Source organism: Paenibacillus sp. EKM212P (assembly GCF_011066115.1).
Classification (GTDB): Bacteria; Bacillota; Bacilli; order Paenibacillales; family Paenibacillaceae; genus Paenibacillus; species Paenibacillus polymyxa_B.
Window position 1 is genome coordinate 17,235 of record NZ_JAAMNR010000011.1, and the last position, 19,099, is coordinate 36,333.

Consider the following 19,099-nt stretch of genomic DNA (forward strand, 5'->3'; position numbering starts at 1 on the left):
AAAAGCCTCTGCTTTCAGAGGCTTTTTGTCATTTTTTATATAAATTATTCCTGTTCGCAAAAAATTAAATTGACAACTTATTTTTCGTGTTGTTATAATATTTAGCTTGATTTGACAATCCCTCTAAAATTCGTTATAATGGACAAGGAAAGAGGTGGTCGTTAGGCAATGGCTAAAAATACGCTGTTGGAAATCAAACGCAGTCTCGACGCACATGTAGGGCAAAAAATTTTGCTGCGGGCTAACGGCGGACGCCGTAAGACCGTCGAACGAACTGGTGTCTTGGAAGAAACGTACCCTTCTGTTTTTATCGTCAAGCTGGATCAGGAGCAACAGACGTTTAAACGTGTCTCCTACAGCTATGCTGACATTCTTACCGAGTCGGTAGAAGTCAGCGTATATGATCCCGACTCCCATACAAGTGTAGTCGAATATTTTGAAACACCTTAATTGATTTCGTGATTTATACCAGCTTTGCAGGTTTAACGACGGCTTCGTCATTTCAAATGACGGGGCCGTTTTGTATATACAGAGCAGGATGAAGCATGACATCTCTGCACATACTAAGCCGGGAATGATCTTCCTTATTCCATTGCCGAAGGAGGCGTATGTATGAGCCGAAGAAGACGGAGTGTCATGTCGGAGGAGCTAAAGTACGAGTTGGCCAAAGATCTTGGATTTTACGACACGGTCAAGGAAGAAGGCTGGGGAGGCATTAAAGCCAAGGATGCGGGCAATATGGTCAAGCGGGCTATCCAACTTGCCGAGCAGGCAGCTTCCCGCAAATCGTAGCTATCGGTGGTGCTGATGAAAAGCGGGGATATCCGGGATTAGACCGGGTCATCTCCGCTTTTTTGAACCTCATGACTTGACACGCTGAGTCTGATATAATATGTTAAGCTGTCTTGAGGGAAAAGTTGAAGGTGGGTGAACGCCTTGAAAATATATGAAAAAGCACCGGCGAAAATCAATTTAATGCTTGATGTTCTACGTAAGCGGGACGATGGTTATCACGAGGTCGAAATGATTATGACCATGGTCGATCTGTCTGACCGATTGACGATGTCTGAGTTACCGCGTGATACCATTATTATTTCAAGTCAAGCTGGGTACATACCATTGGATGAAAAGAACTTGGCTTTTCAGGCTGCTCGTCTGATCAAAGAACGTTATAACGTGTCTACGGGCGTCCACATTCATCTGGATAAGCATATCCCGGTGGCGGCAGGGTTGGCAGGTGGAAGTAGTGATGCTGCCGCAGCGCTGCGTGGATTGAACAAGCTATGGAAGCTTGGTATCTCGGATGCCGAATTAAGGGTGCTGGGTGCGGAACTGGGCTCAGATGTACCTTTCTGTATTACAGGGGGTACAGCTTTAGCAAGTGGACGCGGAGAACTGCTCAAGCCACTTCCGAATCCGCCACAATGCTGGGTGATCCTTGCGAAGCCGCCGATTAATGTATCGACGGCTGAAGTGTATGGTCGTGTCAAAGCAGATCAGATTGCGCACCACCCGTCTGCCCGCCAGATGGAGCATGCGATCCATAACGCTTCTTTTACCGATGTATGCGACGCGCTGGGGAATGTACTTGAGGATGTAACACTAAAGCTGTATCCAGAGGTAGAGCATCTTAAAAACTCCATGATCCGCTTAGGAGCAGACGGTGTGCTGATGTCAGGTAGCGGACCTACAGTGTTCGGACTGGTATCGAAGGAAGCCAAAGTGCCACGGATTTACAATGGACTAAGAGGGTTTTGTAAAGATGTGTATGCAGTACGACTTTTGACCTGATTTTAGATATTTCTTTCATATTATAGTGGTAATTGTTGTACAAATACGTACGAAGATGATATATTTACTATTAAATATTCGGATTTTACTATATCACTTACATTCCGCCAGCAACCGGCCAGTCCGCCGGTGCTTTTACTGTACAAAGCGGGCGGCAGGAGAATAGATCGCGAGGAATTGTTGTGAAAAAACTTAAAAGAAGCTCACGTTTGGTGGAAATGACGCAATTTTTGTTGTCACGGCCGCATACGCTGGTGCCTCTTACTCATTTTGCGGATCGCTACGGGGCAGCTAAGTCCTCCATAAGCGAGGATCTGGCCATCATCAAGGAAGTTTTTGAGGATGAGGGCACTGGCGAGCTTCTGACACTGGCGGGAGCGGCAGGGGGCGTGAAACTGATCCCGAGGCTTTCCAAGCAACATGCGCTTGCGTTTGCGAACGACCTGTGTGCGCAACTGGAGCAGCCTGACCGCATATTACCGGGAGGATACCTGTATTTGTCCGATTTGCTGGGCCAACCTGCGATGATGAACGAAGCTGGTAAAATATTCGCGACCGCTTTTGCCAATCGTCAGATTGATGTGGTTATGACGGTGGAGACCAAGGGTATTCCACTTGCCTATGCAACCGGAGCACAGCTGAATTTGCCAGTCGTCCTCGTACGGCGTGATCATCAGGTGACAGAAGGCTCGGCTGTAAGTATTAATTATGTTTCAGGATCACAAAAGAGCCTGCATACAATGTCTTTATCCAGACGTGCGATGCGTGAGAAATCGCGTGTGCTCATCGTAGATGATTTTATGAAGGCCGGTGGCACGATTCAGGGGATGGTCGACTTGCTGGCTGAGTTTGATGCTGAGGTGGCCGGTGTAGGTGTGCTGGTAGAATCGGGCGAGGTGGAGAACGAAGAGCGCCTGCTGCACGATTATATTTCACTGGCGAATCTGACCGCAGTCGATTCTCGAAGCAAGCAAATTACGGTCAAGCTGGGCAATTATTTTGATGAGTGAACAGGGCAGTAAATTGTCACAATCCATCATAAAATACCTAAATATGTCGAAAAGAAATCTTTTCAAAAAAATTACCTGAATTTAGGATACGAATTACCGAAAAAAAGAAGGATTTCGAACTGCTGTGTGGAATGTATACACCAAGTCCTATTTGGAAAAAGGTGGTGAAACACACATGCAGATTACGGATGTTAGACTCCGCCGAGTGAACTCAGAAGGAAGAATGAAGGCGATTGCATCCATTACGATTGATAACGAGTTTGTTGTTCATGACATCCGAGTTATCGACGGTAATAACGGGATGTTCGTAGCTATGCCAAGCAAACGAACTCCAGACGGAGAGTTTCGCGATATCGCTCACCCGATATCTTCAGGAACCCGTGAGAAGATCCAAGCTGCTGTATTAACTGAGTACGAACGTGCAGCTGTGGATGAAGAAGTTGCTATTGAAGAAGGCGCTTAATTCGCCTAAAGCAGGATTGGGGAACAAAAGAAAAAGAGAGCCACTAACTGTGGCTCTCTTTTCTTTTTGTCTGGAATGAGATATATTCTTTAGTGAGTTAACAGTCAGTTTTAAGGCAACTTGGAGCCATCCGGGCTGCCGAAGCGGCTTTTTCATAAGACAGGGACTAGGCAGCGATGCGTCCCGGGGATGAATGTCCAGCACAAGCTGGCCTGAAAAAATAGCCATTAACCAAAGGTTCGCCGTTATTTTTCAGGAGGATTGTGAAAAGTTAAGCAAAATCTGATCTGGGAATTAACGTTTTAGCCAAGGGGTAACTGTTATTTTCAGGATAGGAGGTTGGACTTGTTGGAAAGGTTGGCAGTCATTCTTGCCGCAGGGCAGGGAAAACGTATGAAATCCAAATTATATAAAGTTCTGCATCCGGTGTGCGGAAAACCGATGGTCGGGCATGTGCTCGACACGGTTCGGGAAATCGGTGTGTCCCGAAGTGTAGTCGTCGTGGGTCATGGAGCAGAGGCGGTACAGTCTTATTTGGGACCGTCAGCAGAATATGCGCTTCAGGCTGAGCAGTTGGGAACGGGCCATGCTGTCAAGCAAGCCAAGGACTTGCTCGGTCAGGAAAAAGGTACAACCATTGTCATTTGTGGGGATACTCCTTTGATCACAGCGGAAACGCTGGAGGGCTTGGTGCAACTGCACGAGAGCCGTGGGGCGGCTGCGACGATTCTGACCGCTGAGTTGGACGACCCGAAAGGATATGGACGAGTTATTCGTGATGCTTCCGGGGCCGTGCTCAAGATCGTGGAACAGAAAGATTGTTCACCTGAGGAAGATGCTGTCCGGGAGATCAATACGGGAACGTACTGCTTTGACAATGCCAAGCTGTTTGCAGCGCTGGACAAGGTAACGAACACCAATGCACAGCAGGAATATTACCTGACAGATGTCATTGGTATTTTGCATGGTGAAGGTGAGCAGGTTGAGGCGTATTTGACAGATGATGTGTCTGAATCCATCGGTGTTAACGACAGAGTGGCTTTGTCGATAGCTGAGGGCTATATGCGTGAGCGCATTGTTCGCAAGCATATGCTGAATGGTGTCACTGTCATTGATCCGTCTTCTACCTATATCGGGAGCGAGGTTGTTATTGGTTCCGATACGGTACTGTACCCGAACACATGGCTGCATGGTCAAACACAAATCGGAGAAGATTGTGTGATTGGTCCACAGGCTGAGATTCAGAATACGATTATCCATTCAGGCGCAACGGTAAAACATTCGGTGTTGAACGAAGCGGAAGTGGGAAGCAGTACATCTGTGGGGCCGTTTGCTTATCTGCGTCCAGGCGCGAAGCTTGGCGAACATGTGAAAATTGGTGATTTTGTTGAGGTGAAAAATGCGACCATTGGAGATCATTCCAAGGTGTCTCATTTGAGCTATGTCGGTGATGCCAAGGTGGGTACAAACGTAAATATTGGCTGCGGGGCAATAACGGTCAATTATGATGGATATAATAAATCCATTACAGAAATTGAAGACGATGCCTTTATTGGCAGCAACGTGAATCTGATCGCCCCGATTAAGATTGGAAAAGGTGCTTATGTTGTAGCAGGCTCCACTGTAACACATGCTGTCCCTGATAACGATCTGGCCATTGCCAGACCACGTCAAGAGAACAAAGCCGGATATGCGGACAAAATCCGCGCACGTGCCAAAGCGAAGAAGAAAAGATCGGAATGACCTAATCAGCAAGCTGTTGAATCTGTAATGAATGAACCAGCACGGAGGGTTTCTATTAATGACTTATTGCGATTCCAAACTCAAAATATTTACTTGTAACTCCAATCCGAAGTTAGCCCACCAGATTGCGGACTACATCGGCATCCCAATGGGGGAATCCCATACCACATCGTTTAGTGACGGTGAAATCCAGGTTAAGCTGTCGGAAAGCGTACGCGGCTGCCATGTGTATATTGTGCAGTCAACTTGTCTGCCGGTTAACGACAACTTGATGGAGTTATTGGTTATGATTGATGCACTTAAACGCGCTTCTGCCAAAAGTATCAATGTCGTTATGCCATATTACGGTTACGCTCGTCAGGATCGTAAAGCTCGTTCACGCGATCCGATTACAGCGAAACTTGTCGCTAACTTGATTGAAAAAGCGGGAGCTCACCGCGTAATCAGCATGGATTTGCATGCGATGCAGATTCAGGGATTCTTTGATATTCCAGTAGATCATATGTTGGGAGCGCCAATTCTGGCCCAATATTTCCGTTCCAAGCAAATTGAGAACCCGATTGTCGTTTCACCCGATCATGGCGGGGTTGTTCGTGCGCGTAAGCTGGCAGACTTCCTGAGTGCGCCGCTCGCTATTATTGATAAGCGTCGTCCAGAGCCAAATGTCAGTGAAGTGATGAACATCATCGGGAACATTGAGGGTAAAACGGCTATTTTAATTGATGATATCATTGATACAGCCGGAACGATTGTATTAGGTGCAAATGCGCTTAAAGAAGGCGGCGTAAAAGATGTGTATGCGTGTTGTACACATGCTGTGCTGTCCGGTCCTGCTATGGAAAGACTGGAGAATTCGCCATTAAAAGAGGTGGTTGTGACGGATACGATCCCGATCGTTCACCCGAATCCGACAAGCAAGCTGAAGGTATTGTCTGTGGCTCCATTAATGGGAGAAGCTATCATCCGTGTGCATGAAGAATTGTCGATCAGCAAACTGTTTGAAATCGAATAAGCGCTGGCTCATTAAAAAAGGGGTTGCCTTTTCCATATGGAAAAGGTAACCCCTATCAGCATGTCAGGCTAAAAGCCTGGGCGAGATATGAATGTGAAACGTTGACGATTGTATAGTGTGTCCTCTATTTCGACGAAATGCTCATTAAAACGCGCAACGATGCCAATCTGAATATGTACATTCCCGTCATATATCTGGACAGGAACGGAATGTTTTAAATGATATAGAAAATGGCTGTCATATAAGAGGATATCACCTTGATTGAGCATACCGGCACGCACCTTCCTATTCAATACAACTATTTTACCAAAAAATCAAGACTGCGAAAGAGGGTGTCAAAGTTATGAAGTGGATTGTAGGATTGGGCAACCCCGGTCCCCAATACGAGAAAACGAGACATAATGTCGGATTTATGGCATTGGATGCTCTTGCCTTGCGTCATAACATCCAGATTAACCAAAGCAAATGCAAGGCGTTAATTGGAGAGGGTCACATTGGTGGCGTAAAAACCGTACTGATTAAGCCAATGACCTATATGAATCTATCAGGCGAGTCTTTACGTGCTTATATGGACTATTATAAGGCCGATATGGAAGATCTGATTGTCGTGTACGATGATCTGGATACAGAAGTCGGTAAAATAAGATTGCGTTATCAAGGTAGCGCAGGCGGTCATAACGGCATTAAATCGATCATTCAGCATACCGGCACGCAGTCCTTCAATCGGATTCGTATGGGCATTTCCCGCCCGGAGCCTGGACATGCTATTGTCGATTATGTTCTGGGTACCTTTCCAAAGAAGGAAAAAGAATTACTGGCCGGAATGATCGAGGACACGTGCAACGCCTTAGAACACAGCTTGAGTCATCCGTTTGAACGGACGATGGCTGAATTCAACAAGTAAGTTCAGACGTAGGCAGACGGGCTTAAATGGAAGATTGTTGGACATACTGAAAGGTATAGAAAACTTTCAGGAGGCATATACATTACATGATTGTTAATTATGTATGCAGACATTGTCGAACTTTCTTGGGACGAATTGATTCCGCGGCAATAACCGAAGAAAGGTTGGGCTTCCATTCCTTGACCCCTGCCGAACGTAGAGATATAATAGCGTATAATTCGGGTGGTGAAGTGACTGTCAAAGTCATTTGCGAGCATTGCAGTCAGGCATTGGAGAATAATCCAGAGCTGAGTCTGCTCGTTAATCCGCTCCAATAACAGGTATTCAACTGGTAGGATGTACCAGCTTGAGAGGTGAAGCGGCAATTCCGCTTATGGAGCCTTGGCAGCATTGCTGAGGCTTCTTTTTCGGTTTACATGTAACTATTTATAAGCATAAAGGGGTGCCTTTTTTGTTACAAGCACTTATTCAGGCTTTTACGAAGGATGCTGATTATGCATCCATTGCAGCAGGTATTTCATCAGGGATGAAGGAACAACTGATATCAGGTTTATCAGGCTCTTCCCGACAGGTACTGATGGCCGCGCTTGCCGAAGATACCGGACGACCGTTAATGGTCATGACGCACAATATGTTTGCCGCTCAAAAAATAGCAGATGACTTACAGGAAGCGCTTTCTCCTGATCAGGTTTTATTGTATCCTGCTAATGAGCTGGTAGCTGCTGAAGCTGCAATATCCAGTCCAGAGACATTGTCCCAACGAATTGATGTATTGATACGCTGCGCCCAGGGTTTTCGTGGGATTGTTGTCGTGCCGTTTTCTGGTGTCCGACGTTTACTGCCAATCCCGGAAACATGGCGTGAGGCTCGTATTGAGCTGAAAGAAGGCGAGACGCTTCAGCTGGAAGCGTTTTTGCTACATATGGTCGAGATGGGCTACCAGCGTGTAGAGCGTGTGGAATCACGTGGAGAGATGAGCGTACGCGGAGGAATTATTGATTTTTATCCAATGACAACCCGTTGGGGTTATCGTGTGGAGCTGTTTGACGATGAAATTGATTCGATCCGTAAGTTTGATCCGCAAGATCAGCGTTCGGTGGAAAAGGTTCAGAACGTTACCGTAACACCGTGTAAGGAAGTTATTGCGAATAACCAGCGTATGGACCAGGCGGCGGATGCCGCTGCGATTTTGTTGGAGGAGCAGCTGGGCAAAATGACGGATCGTCAAGCTAAGCAGCACCTGAAAGAAGAGATCCATCGTGAAATTGAGTTGCTGCGAGAGCATGTGTATTTTGACGAAATCTATAAATATATCTCCCTGCTGTATCCTGAACGTAAAACCCTAGCAGACTATATGCCGGAAGATACGATTCTGATTATTGACGAACCGGCACGTATGCTGGAAACAGCCAAGCAACTGGAACGGGATGAGTCAGAATGGAATCTGCATTTGCTTCAAAACAGTAAAACGTTACCGCAGCTAGAACTGTCAGATGACGCGGACAATCTCCTGTACAACCGGAGATTTCAGACGTTGTTCCTGTCGATTTTTCTTCGTCAGGTTCCTCATACCCAGCCACAAAATATTTTGAATTTCATCTGCCGAGGAATGCAGGATTTCCATGGCCAAATGAATGTGCTCAAGGCGGAGATGGATCGTTGGCGCAAAGCCGGCACACAGGTTATGATGCTGGCAAGTGGAGATGAACGTCTGGACCGGATGCGCCGAGTGCTTGAAGATTACGGTATTGATGAACCGACGATGGCTATCGGCAATCTGCAAAGTGGTTTTGAAATGCCGTCTATTCATCTGGCAGTCATTACCGAGGGCGAGATGTTTTCCCAGAAGCAGCGGAAAGCTCGTAAGCAGGGCCGGCATGTGGACAATGCAGAACGGATTAAGAGCTATAGCGAGCTGAAGGTGGGCGACTACGTCGTACACCAAAATCACGGGATCGGGAAGTACATGGGGATCGGCACGCTGGAGGTTGGCGGTATCCATAAGGATTACATGCATGTCCTCTACGCGGGTGGAGATAAGCTGTCTGTGCCGATTGAACAAATTGATCTGATTCAGAAATATGTCGGCTCAGAGGACAAGGAACCCAAGATTTATAAACTGGGTGGCAATGAGTGGACACGGGTTAAAAGTAAGGTGCGCAGCTCGGTTCAGGATATTGCGGATGACTTGATCAAGCTATATGCAGAACGACAGTCGGCACCAGGGTTTGCTTTTGAAAAGGATTCACCGGAGCAACAAGAGTTTGAAGATATGTTCCCGTATGATGAGACACGTGACCAGATCCGGGCCATTGAAGAGATTAAGAAAGACATGGAGCAGAGTCGCCCGATGGATCGTTTGCTATGTGGTGATGTAGGTTACGGCAAAACTGAAGTTGCCATTCGTGCTGCTTTTAAGTCTGCTATTGAAGGTAAACAAGTAGCGGTGCTGGTACCGACGACGATTTTGGCGCAGCAACACTATGAGACGTTCCGTGAACGTTTTTCAGGGTATCCGTTCAATATTCAGGTATTGAGCCGTTTCCGCTCGCGCAAAGAGCAGAATGAGACGATTAAAGGAGTTCGGCAAGGCACGGTCGATATTGTCATTGGTACCCATCGTCTGTTGTCGCAGGATCTGGTGTTTAAGGACCTCGGAATGCTGATTGTCGATGAAGAACAGCGATTTGGCGTAACTCACAAGGAAAAGCTGAAGAAGCTGAAAACGAACGTAGATGTGCTGACGTTAACGGCAACACCTATTCCGCGTACGTTGCATATGTCCATGCTGGGTGTACGTGACTTGTCAGTCATTGAGACGCCACCGGAAAACCGTTTTCCAGTGCAAACCTATGTGGTTGAGCACAGCCAAACTCTAGTTCGTGAGGCCATTGAACGCGAGATGGCACGCGGTGGACAGGTGTACTACCTGTATAATCGCGTGCAGGGCATTCAGGAGATGGCTGCAGAGATCAATGCGCTCGTACCGGAGGCCAAGGTGGGCGTGGGTCACGGACAGATGTCCGAAACCGAACTGGAGAAAACGATTTTGGATTTCCTGGATGGCGAATATGATGTGCTGGTCAGCACCAGCATTATTGAAACCGGCGTGGATATTCCAAATGTGAATACACTCATTGTGCATGATGCCGATAAAATGGGGCTATCCCAGCTTTATCAGCTGCGTGGGCGTGTAGGTCGTTCCAATCGGATTGCCTATGCTTATTTCACGTACCAGCGGGATAAGGTGCTCACGGAAGTGGCGGAGAAGCGCCTTCAGTCGATTAAAGAATTTACGGAGCTGGGGTCCGGGTTCAAGATTGCAATGCGCGATTTGTCCATCCGCGGAGCGGGTAACTTGCTTGGCGCTGAGCAGCATGGATTCATCGCATCCGTCGGTTTTGATCTCTACTCGCAGATGCTGGCTGAGGAAATTAATAAACGTAAAGTCAGCGTACTTGGAGAAGAGGATCAGTCCAATCGGAATTGGAGTACGTCGATTGATTTAGGCGTCGATGCTTACTTGCCGGGAGACTATATTTATGACAGTATCCAGAAGATTGAGATTTATAAAAAGGTTGCAGCGGTCAGCACCTTTGACGAGGCTTCCGAACTGGAGGATGAACTGGTCGACCGATTTGGTGATCTGCCAGAGGCTGTGCGTCATTTGCTAGCCGTGGCTCGCCTCAAGGTATATGGGCGCATGTATGGCATCGAGTCCATGGTGCAACGGGATGACAATATAGTGCTGAAATTCCATGAAGGGCGCCAGCAGGCGGTACAGACCGCCAAACTTGCCGAGATTGGTAATCGCTTTGAAAGACGTGTACAATTTGAACAGGGCACTTCTATGAGCGCACGCATAAAGGGCAAAGGTCTAAGTGATCCACAGTTGCTAGAACTGCTGGAACAATTTTTGAGTGCATTGAAAGAAGCATTCACATTGAAGGAGGAACTGCAAAATGCCACAACTAAATAAAAGAAAACCTTGGAGAATGCTCTCCTTGGGAATGGCAGCGCTGCTAGCTATATCCGTGCTGGCAGCATGTACGAAGCAAGCGGATGAGAACAAGGTCAAGGATGAACCGAAGGACAACAGCAAGGTTGTCGTGACCTATAAGGGTGGAACGATTACCGAAAATGAGTTCAACCAAGAAATCAGCATGATGAAATTCCTTTACCCGGAATATGAGGCTGCGTTAGCTTCGGATCAGGTACGGGAGCAAATTGTAAAGCAGGAAGTGGTGTACAAGCTTCTGGCGGCCAAAGCGGACGACAAAGCCAAGGAGCAGGGTGCCAAAGAAGGGAACGAACAGCTGGAGCAGTATAAAAAGTCAGTCGGAGAAGATAAGTTCAAGACATTTCTGAGTGATAAAAAACTGACCGAACAAGGTGTGAAAGATTACTTCACGCGTGTAATGACGGTAATCAACAGCGAAACCAACAAAGTAACAGATGATCAGCTAAAACAGGAATTTGAGAAAAATAAAGATCAATTCACGACAGCAACCGTGCGCCATGTATTGATTAACTTCGAAGATCCTAAAACGAAGAAACAGCGCAAAAAAGAGGATACCCTCAAGCTGGCCAAAGAAGTGAAGGCGAAGCTGGACGGAGGAGCCGATTTTGCGACGATTGCCAAGAAATATTCAGAAGACCCAGGTTCAGCGTCTAACGGAGGTCTGTATGAGAATGCATCCGTAGCGCAATGGGTACCTGCTTTTAAAGAGGCCGCTGAGACTCAACCGATTAACAAAATTGGTGAGCCAGTGGAAACGGAATACGGATATCACGTGATCAAAGTGGAGTCCCGCAATGAGCCAACGTTTGATAAATTGAAAGACAACGAAAAGGCAGCCCTGAAAAATAAATTGGCCGGGGAAAGTATCCAAAACTTTACCGAAAATGATTTGACGAAGCTTGATTTGAAAATCAATCTGCCGAAGGTACCAGCTACGCAAGAGAAAAGTGGTGCAACTTCCGGTGCCGGTAGCACAACTACACCGGGCGCAACAACAAACGGTACGGGCGATACCAACGCAGGAACAGCCAAAGATGGAGCTACAAACGAAGGTAAATAACTGAACATGCATAAGGAATTGGGAACAGATGAATACTATGGTCAGATATCACCATAAACACCATGACCGTGACGTTCTTCGTGACCGCTTCTGGGGGAGTGGAAGCGTCTTTCGATACCGTCAGTAGTTTACTAAATTCTTCTTGAGAAAGTGGGGCAACATGTGAAATGAAAGCTACTGGTATAGTTCGCCGTATTGATGACCTTGGGCGGGTAGTTATTCCAAAGGAAATTCGCCGCACCTTGAGAATTCGTGAAGGAGATCCGCTTGAGATTTTTGTGGATCGTGACGGAGAAGTCATTTTGAAAAAGTATTCACCTATTGGTGAACTTGGTGATTTCGCCAAAGAATATGCTGAGTCCCTGTTTGAAAGCACGGGCCATATTACAATGATTACCGATCGGGACACCATTATTACGGTGGCTGGAGGCTCTAAAAAAGAGTTTCTGGACAAGCCAATCGGTAGCATTATCGAAGGTAGTATGGATAATCGCAAAACTGTGCTGGAGACAGCCAGCGGCTCCTATGAGCTAACGCGAGACCACGAAGAAACACTCTCGTCCTTTGTGGCGGCTCCCATTGTTTCCGGTGGTGATCCCATTGGTTCCGTTGTATTGTTGAACAAGGACGAAAATGTAAAAATGTCCGAAATGGAGATCAAAATGGCTGAAACAGCCGCTGGCTTCCTGGGCAAACAAATGGAACAGTAACATCCCGTTTCACCCCTGTATGACGTACAGAATGGCGAAAGCCGTCCTACGTTGTACAGGGTTTTTTTCTTTCCGGGAGAAGAGGCGGTATAATAGGACTCGTGAAAGATGCATATTTCAGGTGGGAGTGAAGACGGAGAATGCAGGAAAATCGCGCCGCTTCGCGGCTGCTACGGGGTGCTGTCATTTTGACACTGGCAGCGGTAGTGAGCAAGCTGATCGGCACAGTGCAAAAAATCCCGCTGCAGAATATCGGCGGCGACGGCGTGTTTGGCATTTATAATACGGTTTATCCTTTTTATACGCTGTTCATTACCATTGCAGCTGCTGGATTTCCGGCTGCAATATCCAAATTTGTAGCTGAATTTGAGGCAGTGGGAAACCGGGCAGCGGGGCAACGTGTTGCTCGGCTATCTTCGCTTGTCTTGGGAGTGTTTGGATTGATCCTGGGCGTGCTGATGTATACGTGTGCGCCGCTCATTGGTCAATGGATCGACAATGCTCACGTCATTCCGTCGGTGAGGGCGGCGGCGTTTGCCTTTTTGTTCGTGCCGGTTATGGCGGGATTGAGAGGATATTTTCAAGGTTTGCAAAATATGCTTCCGACTGCTATCTCCCAAGTGACGGAGCAGGCGATACGGGTAAGCGTGATGATTATGCTGTTGCTGCTCATGCTGTCACAAGGAGCGGGGGCGGATATGATTGCCTCCGGAGCAGTGTTTGGTTCAGCAGCAGGCGGAGCAGCGGGCTTGGTCGTCATGTTGCTATATTGGCGAAATCACAGGAAGAGGCTTAGAAGGCAAGGGACGGTCATGGCGACAGTGCAAGCACAAACTGGAGAGCTACACCCGGCGGAAAGCAACGGTACCTTGCTAAAGGCGCTGCTGCGTTATGCCTTGCCTGTTTGCCTTGGAGCGCTAGCTGTTCCGTTAATTAGCCTGGTAGACACATTTACCGTACCTCGCTTGTTAAAGCAGGAGGGTTTGGACGATACTGCGGTTATGGTGGCCTTTGGCGTGTATAACCGAGGTCTGCCGCTGGTACAGCTAGTCATGATGTTTGCCACTACACTGTCGGCATTATTCATTCCATCGCTGGCCGAGGCGCGGGTGACCGGCGGTACGGAGCTGGCACGTCGCCAGTGCGAGCAATCGCTGCGCTGGTTTTGGTTGCTGGGACTAGCCGCTGCGACAGGCTTGATCGTGCTGGCTGTGCCCGTCAATGTGATGCTGTATGCGGACGACACCGGCAGCGGGGTTATGCGCTGGATGGCGCTAACCGCCGTAGGCGGCACGCTCAGCATCATCTCGGCTGCGCTGCTGCAAGGGCTTGGCGCGGTTCGCGCGCCGGCTCTGGCGATGCTCGCGGCCGCAGTAGCCAAGGCGCTGCTAAACTGGCTGCTCGTGCCGCAGCTAGGCACGGCTGGAGCCGCCATTGCGGGGGCTGTCGCCTATCTGCTGGCGGCGGTGATCAACATCGTGCTGCTGGCTCGCTTGGTAGGCCTGCGTGGGAGCTGGTCCGCCAGCGTGCTCAAGCCGGCGGCACTGCTTATCGCCCTGGCTGGTGCGGCCGGGGCGGCGATGTGGGGCACCAGCGCTGTGCTGGGTGCCTTGGGGTGGGCTGCCGGAGGTCGTGCCACGGCAGCCGCGGAGAGCCTGCTGGGCGTAGCCGCAGGCGCCGTAGTGTTCGTGATCGGCCTCGCACGCTTGAGGCTGATCACGGAAGCCGAGCTTGTGGCGGTGCCCAAGCTCGGACGCCCGCTGGCAGCCGTGCTGCGCAGGCTGCGTGTACTGACTTAGCCCAGGCATAGGGCTTAGGGCATGAAAGCGGCACAGCCATTTTATGAGCGTATACAACTTTGTGGTATAGTAAATGCCAAAGCAAAGGAAGCGGAAGCGGGTTAGGCCGTGTATTTTTTCGAGCATGAACCTTGTTTCTGCGAAACGGAGGATTGAATATGAGCGTAACATTAACGGTCGTAGGTCTGGGCTCGGGAGATCCGGATCAGCTTACGATAGGGATATTGAACAAAATGCGGGGCGCTTCAGCGCTCTATCTGCGGACCAAGGAGCATCCTGCGGTTCAAGTGCTGAATGAGTTTGAAGTGGCTTTTGAGTCGTTTGACAAGGTATATGAGACAAAGGAGTCCTTTCCAGAGGTATACGAGGAAATTACCAGCCAATTAATTACGACGGCTGCTAAGGCGGCAGACGGAAGCGAAATCGTCTATGCGGTTCCCGGTCACCCGATGGTGGCAGAAGCAGCGGTGCAGTTGCTTAAGGAGCGTTGTCCTGCGCAAGGGATTGAACTGAACATTCTGGGCGGCGAAAGTTTCCTGGATGAAGCTTTTGTGCGTCTTGGTTTTGATCCGATTGAGGGTTTCCAGCTGTTGGACGCAGGTACACTGGATGCCAGCTGGCTCCAGCCTCAGCTGCATACGCTGATCGGACAGGTGTATGACACCTTCACGGCATCTGATGTGAAGCTGTGCCTGATGGAGCGATATCCTGACGATTATGAGGTGTATGTCGGTCACGCTCTTGGGGTGGAAGGTGAGGAAGCGGTGCACAAGGTGCCGCTGTACGAGCTGGATCGAGTAGAGGGCTACGGGAACCTATCCTTGGTATACATACCTCGCAGTGAGGATGAGGCGCTGAAACGGCGTTCTTTTGACCGTCTACACGAGATTGTCGATATTTTGCGCAGCCCGGAGGGCTGTCCATGGGATCGTGAACAGACACATCAGTCGATTCGCAAAAATCTGATCGAAGAAACGTATGAAGTCATCGAAACGATAGATGAGGACGACCCTGAGCATATGAAGGAAGAGCTGGGTGATCTGTTGTTGCAAATTTTGCTGCATGCCCAAATGGAAGAGGAAGTCGGAACCTTCAATGTGTATGATGTAATCCAAGGGCTGAATGATAAGCTTATTTTCCGTCATCCACATGTATTTGGTGACAACCAAGCGAATGATGCGGAAGAGGCATTGCAAAACTGGGAACAAATGAAGGCCGAGGAAAAACGGCTTAAAGGTACAGCAGAAGCATACCCTTCCGTACTGGATGGAGTTCCGCGTGATCTGCCTGCTCTTATGAAATCGTACAAGCTCCAGAAGAAAGCAGCTAAAGTAGGCTTTAACTGGGATAGCATTGAGGGCGTATTCGATAAATTGGACGAAGAAGTGGCTGAGCTGAAGGAAGCGGTTCGTGAAGGGCATGCTGTGGAAGCCCAGTTGCTGGAGTTAGGCGATGTGTTATTTGTTGCCGTGAATGCAGCCCGATTCATGGGAGTAGATCCGGAAGAGGCATTGTCCGCCACCAATCGCAAATTTGTAGACCGTTTCCAGTATATTGAGCAGAAATTACGCGAGCAGGGGCGTCGTCCCGAAGAAAGCAGCGTAGATGAAATGGAGACTTACTGGCAGGAAGCGAAAAAGCTCCTTGGCAAAGCGTGATTCCACATATTCGCTTTTGGCTGCACAGAACAGTAAAATGAGATATATGCAGGGTTGAAAGAAGGCCCAGTTTGAGAAGACTTGCCAATGGACAGAGTTTTGTAGTAGGATGTTGGCTTAACTGGGGTCGAATAAAAAAACGCCTGTCATTGCAGGATTTTTATGGACAAGCCAGAATAACTTGTAGTAATTCTGAAAATAACCGTAGCTTATAGTTAAGCGTGTTACAGTGACATTCAGGAGGGCTTCGGCCACAGTTGGACCTCACGTCTGCTCCATAAATGGACATGCAGCGTGATGATTATTTTTTGACATTTGGGAGGCTTTTATCTTATGAACAAGACAGATCTGATCAACAATATTTCCAGCAAAAGCGGTTTGAGCAAACGTGACGTTGAAGCTGTATTGAATGGCGTTCTTGGTGAAATTACAGATGCACTCGCTAGCGGCGACAAAGTGCAACTGATCGGCTTTGGTACTTTCGAAACACGCAAGCGTTCCAGCCGTACAGGCCGCAATCCACAAACCGGTAACACGATTGAAATTCCAGAATCGACCGTTCCTGCTTTTAAAGCCGGTAATAAGCTTAAAGAAGCCGTTAACTAATGCGTCTTGATAAATTCTTGAAAGTCTCGCGGCTGATTAAGCGGCGTACGGTAGCCAAGGACGTCTCCGAACAAGGGAGAGTGCTGGTGAACGGACGCGAAGCCAAGCCGAGCAGTGCGGTCAAAGTAGGCGATGAAATTACCGTCCAGTTTGGCCAGAAGCTGGTGACCGTGCGAGTGGAACGGCTCGCCGACACTACACGCAAGGACGAGGCTGCAAGTATGTACACTTTGGTAAAGGAAGAGCCTATTGCCAGGGAAAATGGTTTGAACTGGTAAGCAGACATCTGATTTTCTCACAACTGTACATGAAAGCATTCCTTCATTAACTTTATGAAGGAATGCTTTTTTTCTTTAGATGGCGAGTTTTCATTCATCATATGCTGATTAACAGCAAAAACGGTTCTAAATCATACGGCCCCCTTCATAAGCTAAGAACAGAAGGAGGGGTACATGCCATGATTGAACAAGGGAAGTCCAAGCACCATGATCTGCGCATGCAAAGCCGCAAGCAACTCGATATTTCAGGCGTCAGCAATGTGGAGAGCTTTGACAGTGAAGAATTTTTGCTTCAGACCGAGCTGGGCCATCTCACCATTCGCGGACAACATTTACATATCAAAAACCTCAGTCTAGAAGAGGGGCTGTTGTCCATTGAAGGTCTGATTACTTCCCTCGTCTACCTGGAGCCCGGGGCCCCGGCCAAAAACGGAAAAAGCCTATTCGGCAAGATCTTCAAATGAACCCTTACACGCAATGGCTGACGTTGACGTGGATGCTGTTGTCGGGCATAGCCATGGGAGTGGTGTTTGACAGTTACCGGGTGCTGTCCATCCGCTTTCATTTTGCCCGCTGGAGCGTTCATATGATGGACGTGCTGTATTGGGTGGCCTCGGCTTTGTTTATTTTCCGTGTGCTATACGCGAGTAATCGCGGTGAGCTGCGGTTTTATGTCTTTTTAGGACTACTTTTGGGGGTTTGGCTCTATTTTTGGGCCTTTAGTGTTACAACCCAACGTTTTGTGGTAATGTTATTAGAGATAGTTCGCAGACTGACGTTGATCGTGAACAGCATACTGCGCATCCTGATTGTTCTTCCGGTGTTAGCGCTGTATCGGCTGTTACGCAAGCTGGTCGGATGGACATGGGCACTTATTGTGTTCCTGGGAAGGATGCTGATATACATCTTGATGCCGGTTTGGAAGCCGATCCTATGGCTGATCGGTCCGCTTAAAGTGCGCTGGAAGACTCCAGAGTCGCTCGTAAAGCTGGGTATCAGACTGAAAAACACAGCGAAAAGATGGTTTGGAGGGAGGTAGTATCATGCGTAATTCGTCTGTAGATCGCCATTCATCTTCTACGTCCAAGTCCAACGCGGGCGGGCGCAGGCGAATCATGATTTGGTTGCTATCGCTTGCCGCCTTTGGTAGTTGGGCAATTTTCACCTTTTTTTCTCAAGGTATGATTATGGCCGATCGAAATGAACAGCTCACCCAGAAGGAAAAGCAGAAGCAAGCTGCTACACAAACGGAACAACAGCTTCAAACCGAAGTGAATCGTCTCAAGGACCCTGAGTACATTGGCGAGATTGCCAGAAGCAAGTACGGTCTTTACAAACCGGAAGAGACGCCGATCATCGGAGATCAGAAATAGGAGCATTAGGGCCAATGCTTAGTTGACCTTGGTTCCGCCATTTTGTATAATCAAATCACCACAGCGGGATTTTTTTGCAAAAAAATCGGTTGTATATTTTAAGGGAGGATCATTTTATTCTATGGCAATTGAAGTGGGCACCAAGTTAGAGGGCAAAGTGACAGGCATCACGCATTTTGGAGCATTTGTGGATTTGTCTGGAGGTGTCACGGGTCTCGTTCACATCTCGGAAATCGCCGATAACTATGTTAAGGATGTTAACGACCACCTGAAGATTAATGATGTTGTGACGGTGAAAGTCATTAATGTTGACAAAGATGGCAAAATCGGACTTTCCATTAAGCAAACGATTGACAAGCCGGCAAGTGAAGCCCGTCCCCCAAGAGCTCCAAGACCGGAGCGTACAGGAGGACCAGGCGGAGGCGACCGTTTCGGCGGTGGAGGTTCAGGTCCAAGTCAAGGACGCGGTGGTGGTGGCGGTGGTTTCAACCGCGATCGTGGAGGCCGTTCTTTCAAGCCTGCACCGGGTAAACCTTCATTTGAGGATAAAATGTCACGCTTCCTGAAAGATAGTGAGGAACGCATTTCGTCGCTGAAAAAGAACACCGAAGGTAAACGCGGAGGACGCGGCGCGAAGCGTGTTTAATTCACTTTGACAACCGTATCAATCA

At 48.3% G+C, this 19,099-nt stretch carries 21 protein-coding genes; 20 read left to right on the top strand and 1 reads right to left on the bottom strand.

Annotation, left to right across the window (positions count from 1 at the left end; genetic code table 11):
- The first annotated feature begins 168 nt into the window (after positions 1 to 168).
- From veg to G9G54_RS22980, 7 genes are all read left to right on the top strand, one after another.
- A complete protein-coding gene (gene veg, locus G9G54_RS22950) occupies positions 169 to 450 on the top strand; it encodes a biofilm formation stimulator Veg (RefSeq protein ID WP_013308120.1) in 282 nt (93 codons plus the stop codon).
- Between the two features lie 162 nt (positions 451 to 612).
- The gene (locus G9G54_RS22955; RefSeq protein WP_007428013.1) at positions 613 to 792 is read left to right on the top strand and encodes a small, acid-soluble spore protein, alpha/beta type; all 180 of its coding nucleotides are present in this window, start codon (positions 613 to 615) and stop codon (positions 790 to 792) included.
- A 144-nt stretch (positions 793 to 936) separates the two neighbouring features.
- Positions 937 to 1,791, top strand: coding sequence for a 4-(cytidine 5'-diphospho)-2-C-methyl-D-erythritol kinase (ispE, locus tag G9G54_RS22960; protein ID WP_165179749.1), 855 nt, complete (start codon positions 937 to 939; stop codon positions 1,789 to 1,791).
- A 182-nt stretch (positions 1,792 to 1,973) separates the two neighbouring features.
- On the top strand, positions 1,974 to 2,801 hold the full coding sequence (gene purR, locus G9G54_RS22965; RefSeq protein WP_013308122.1) for a pur operon repressor: 828 nt from the start codon (positions 1,974 to 1,976) through the stop codon (positions 2,799 to 2,801).
- 175 nt (positions 2,802 to 2,976) lie between these two features.
- Positions 2,977 to 3,264 (top strand): septation regulator SpoVG, encoded by a 288-nt coding sequence (gene spoVG, locus G9G54_RS22970; RefSeq protein ID WP_007428016.1) that lies wholly within the window; start codon positions 2,977 to 2,979, stop codon positions 3,262 to 3,264.
- A gap of 345 nt (positions 3,265 to 3,609) precedes the next feature.
- Positions 3,610 to 5,007, top strand: a complete 1,398-nt coding sequence (gene glmU, locus G9G54_RS22975; RefSeq protein ID WP_081330709.1) for a bifunctional UDP-N-acetylglucosamine diphosphorylase/glucosamine-1-phosphate N-acetyltransferase GlmU — start codon at positions 3,610 to 3,612, stop codon at positions 5,005 to 5,007.
- A gap of 58 nt (positions 5,008 to 5,065) precedes the next feature.
- Positions 5,066 to 6,019 (top strand): ribose-phosphate diphosphokinase, encoded by a 954-nt coding sequence (locus tag G9G54_RS22980; RefSeq protein WP_013308125.1) that lies wholly within the window; start codon positions 5,066 to 5,068, stop codon positions 6,017 to 6,019.
- Between the two features lie 68 nt (positions 6,020 to 6,087).
- On the opposite strand, the gene G9G54_RS26165 is transcribed toward G9G54_RS22980, so the two are convergent.
- A complete protein-coding gene (locus tag G9G54_RS26165; RefSeq protein WP_023986434.1) occupies positions 6,088 to 6,288 on the bottom strand; it encodes a hypothetical protein in 201 nt (66 codons plus the stop codon).
- Positions 6,289 to 6,362: 74 nt separating this feature from the next.
- On the opposite strand from G9G54_RS26165, the gene pth reads away from it, so the two are divergent.
- The 13 genes from pth (at position 6,363) to G9G54_RS23050 (ending at position 19,074) form a co-directional block, all read left to right on the top strand.
- The gene (pth, locus tag G9G54_RS22990) at positions 6,363 to 6,923 is read left to right on the top strand and encodes an aminoacyl-tRNA hydrolase (protein WP_165179750.1); all 561 of its coding nucleotides are present in this window, start codon (positions 6,363 to 6,365) and stop codon (positions 6,921 to 6,923) included.
- A gap of 86 nt (positions 6,924 to 7,009) precedes the next feature.
- Positions 7,010 to 7,240 carry an anti-sigma-F factor Fin family protein gene (locus tag G9G54_RS22995; protein WP_013308128.1) on the top strand — a complete coding sequence of 77 codons (231 nt, stop codon included), beginning with the start codon at positions 7,010 to 7,012 and terminating at the stop codon, positions 7,238 to 7,240.
- 134 nt (positions 7,241 to 7,374) lie between these two features.
- Positions 7,375 to 10,902 carry a transcription-repair coupling factor gene (mfd, locus tag G9G54_RS23000; protein ID WP_165179751.1) on the top strand — a complete coding sequence of 1,176 codons (3,528 nt, stop codon included), beginning with the start codon at positions 7,375 to 7,377 and terminating at the stop codon, positions 10,900 to 10,902.
- Complete coding sequence (locus G9G54_RS23005; RefSeq protein ID WP_165179752.1) at positions 10,886 to 12,004, top strand: peptidylprolyl isomerase; 1,119 nt, start codon at positions 10,886 to 10,888, stop codon at positions 12,002 to 12,004. The genes mfd and G9G54_RS23005 overlap by 17 nt, the downstream gene beginning before the upstream one ends.
- A 167-nt stretch (positions 12,005 to 12,171) precedes the next feature.
- On the top strand, positions 12,172 to 12,714 hold the full coding sequence (gene spoVT, locus G9G54_RS23010; RefSeq protein WP_023986438.1) for a stage V sporulation protein T: 543 nt from the start codon (positions 12,172 to 12,174) through the stop codon (positions 12,712 to 12,714).
- 140 nt (positions 12,715 to 12,854) lie between these two features.
- Positions 12,855 to 14,513, top strand: coding sequence for a putative polysaccharide biosynthesis protein (locus tag G9G54_RS23015; protein ID WP_165179753.1), 1,659 nt, complete (start codon positions 12,855 to 12,857; stop codon positions 14,511 to 14,513).
- Positions 14,514 to 14,671: 158 nt separating this feature from the next.
- The gene (gene mazG, locus G9G54_RS23020) at positions 14,672 to 16,171 is read left to right on the top strand and encodes a nucleoside triphosphate pyrophosphohydrolase (protein WP_165179754.1); all 1,500 of its coding nucleotides are present in this window, start codon (positions 14,672 to 14,674) and stop codon (positions 16,169 to 16,171) included.
- A 333-nt stretch (positions 16,172 to 16,504) separates the two neighbouring features.
- Positions 16,505 to 16,777: an HU family DNA-binding protein gene (locus tag G9G54_RS23025; protein ID WP_007428028.1), complete on the top strand. Its 273-nt coding sequence runs from the start codon at positions 16,505 to 16,507 to the stop codon at positions 16,775 to 16,777.
- Positions 16,777 to 17,055 (top strand): RNA-binding S4 domain-containing protein, encoded by a 279-nt coding sequence (locus G9G54_RS23030; RefSeq protein ID WP_165179755.1) that lies wholly within the window; start codon positions 16,777 to 16,779, stop codon positions 17,053 to 17,055. Before G9G54_RS23025 ends, G9G54_RS23030 begins: the two co-directional genes overlap by 1 nt.
- A 179-nt stretch (positions 17,056 to 17,234) precedes the next feature.
- A complete protein-coding gene (gene yabP, locus G9G54_RS23035; RefSeq protein ID WP_025721693.1) occupies positions 17,235 to 17,519 on the top strand; it encodes a sporulation protein YabP in 285 nt (94 codons plus the stop codon).
- Positions 17,516 to 18,094 carry a spore cortex biosynthesis protein YabQ gene (gene yabQ, locus G9G54_RS23040; protein WP_165179756.1) on the top strand — a complete coding sequence of 193 codons (579 nt, stop codon included), beginning with the start codon at positions 17,516 to 17,518 and terminating at the stop codon, positions 18,092 to 18,094. The genes yabP and yabQ overlap by 4 nt, the downstream gene beginning before the upstream one ends.
- A gap of 4 nt (positions 18,095 to 18,098) precedes the next feature.
- The gene (locus G9G54_RS23045) at positions 18,099 to 18,428 is read left to right on the top strand and encodes an FtsB family cell division protein (RefSeq protein WP_165179757.1); all 330 of its coding nucleotides are present in this window, start codon (positions 18,099 to 18,101) and stop codon (positions 18,426 to 18,428) included.
- A gap of 121 nt (positions 18,429 to 18,549) precedes the next feature.
- The gene (locus G9G54_RS23050) at positions 18,550 to 19,074 is read left to right on the top strand and encodes a S1 domain-containing RNA-binding protein (protein WP_014279051.1); all 525 of its coding nucleotides are present in this window, start codon (positions 18,550 to 18,552) and stop codon (positions 19,072 to 19,074) included.
- Positions 19,075 to 19,099: the final 25 nt, after the last annotated feature.

Excerpts from the sequence above, each read along its gene's own strand:
- veg (WP_013308120.1), top strand. The coding sequence starts at position 169 with ATGGCTAAAAATACGCTGTTGGAAATCAAACGCAGTCTCGACGCACAT.
- G9G54_RS22955 (WP_007428013.1), top strand. The coding sequence starts at position 613 with ATGAGCCGAAGAAGACGGAGTGTCATGTCGGAGGAGCTAAAGTACGAG.
- spoVG (WP_007428016.1), top strand. The coding sequence starts at position 2,977 with ATGCAGATTACGGATGTTAGACTCCGCCGAGTGAACTCAGAAGGAAGA.
- G9G54_RS22980 (WP_013308125.1), top strand. The coding sequence starts at position 5,066 with ATGACTTATTGCGATTCCAAACTCAAAATATTTACTTGTAACTCCAAT.
- G9G54_RS26165 (WP_023986434.1), bottom strand. The coding sequence starts at position 6,288 with ATGCTCAATCAAGGTGATATCCTCTTATATGACAGCCATTTTCTATAT.
- pth (WP_165179750.1), top strand. The coding sequence starts at position 6,363 with ATGAAGTGGATTGTAGGATTGGGCAACCCCGGTCCCCAATACGAGAAA.
- G9G54_RS22995 (WP_013308128.1), top strand. The coding sequence starts at position 7,010 with ATGATTGTTAATTATGTATGCAGACATTGTCGAACTTTCTTGGGACGA.
- G9G54_RS23005 (WP_165179752.1), top strand. The coding sequence starts at position 10,886 with ATGCCACAACTAAATAAAAGAAAACCTTGGAGAATGCTCTCCTTGGGA.
- spoVT (WP_023986438.1), top strand. The coding sequence starts at position 12,172 with ATGAAAGCTACTGGTATAGTTCGCCGTATTGATGACCTTGGGCGGGTA.
- G9G54_RS23015 (WP_165179753.1), top strand. The coding sequence starts at position 12,855 with ATGCAGGAAAATCGCGCCGCTTCGCGGCTGCTACGGGGTGCTGTCATT.
- mazG (WP_165179754.1), top strand. The coding sequence starts at position 14,672 with ATGAGCGTAACATTAACGGTCGTAGGTCTGGGCTCGGGAGATCCGGAT.
- G9G54_RS23025 (WP_007428028.1), top strand. The coding sequence starts at position 16,505 with ATGAACAAGACAGATCTGATCAACAATATTTCCAGCAAAAGCGGTTTG.
- G9G54_RS23030 (WP_165179755.1), top strand. The coding sequence starts at position 16,777 with ATGCGTCTTGATAAATTCTTGAAAGTCTCGCGGCTGATTAAGCGGCGT.
- yabP (WP_025721693.1), top strand. The coding sequence starts at position 17,235 with ATGATTGAACAAGGGAAGTCCAAGCACCATGATCTGCGCATGCAAAGC.
- yabQ (WP_165179756.1), top strand. The coding sequence starts at position 17,516 with ATGAACCCTTACACGCAATGGCTGACGTTGACGTGGATGCTGTTGTCG.
- G9G54_RS23045 (WP_165179757.1), top strand. The coding sequence starts at position 18,099 with ATGCGTAATTCGTCTGTAGATCGCCATTCATCTTCTACGTCCAAGTCC.
- G9G54_RS23050 (WP_014279051.1), top strand. The coding sequence starts at position 18,550 with ATGGCAATTGAAGTGGGCACCAAGTTAGAGGGCAAAGTGACAGGCATC.